The 600-nt window shown below is 50.0% G+C and carries 1 protein-coding gene; it reads right to left on the reverse strand.

Annotation, left to right across the window (positions count from 1 at the left end):
* Positions 1–568 (reverse strand): RNA-guided endonuclease InsQ/TnpB family protein (locus ACYVJG_RS12910; protein WP_460431414.1); only part of this gene is annotated, 568 nt, incomplete at its 3' end.
* Between the last annotated feature and the right edge of the window lie 32 nt (positions 569–600).

A 600-nucleotide genomic window follows, 5' to 3' on the forward strand; every position in this document is an offset into this window, starting at 1 on the left:
TCCATGCTCTTATTCGCAAACTTGCTCTACCTTTCGGACTGCTGGCGGGAATTTTCCCGCAGCACGAGCAGGTTTGGGTTGAAAACGCTTCGTTAATTTCCTCGAACACCACACATTGCCTCATGGCTTTGTACTTGAGTTGTGTTCTGAACGTTGTCCATGCCGCATCGTGAACCGATTTTGCCATCGGTGTTTTTGCGAGGGCTTTGGCGTTCACGTTACCAACGAAGATGATGGCGTGAGCTTTGACAAGACGTGTCGTTTCTTTGTGGATGGCATCTTTGCGCTGGTTGGCGACTTTGGCGTGTATCGCTCTCCCACGGGCTTTTTTTCTCGCACGTTGCGCAATGCCAAGCGCTGCCTCTGATTCGCGATACCACTGTTTTGGCTCGAATTTGCCGCCGTTGCTGTCTGTTGCAAGGGTTTTTAAGCCCAGATCAATCCCGATGGCTAACGCACCATATTGAACCGGTTTGGCTTCGGTTTGACACTTCACTACTACGTTGAGATACCAACGGCCACGAGAATCTTCGTTAAAACTGCCTGCTCGGAATTCGTATTTTGACAAGCCGTAGGAATCCCACAAGCTCATGTGGATAC

Source organism: Aquaspirillum soli (genome assembly GCF_054781915.1).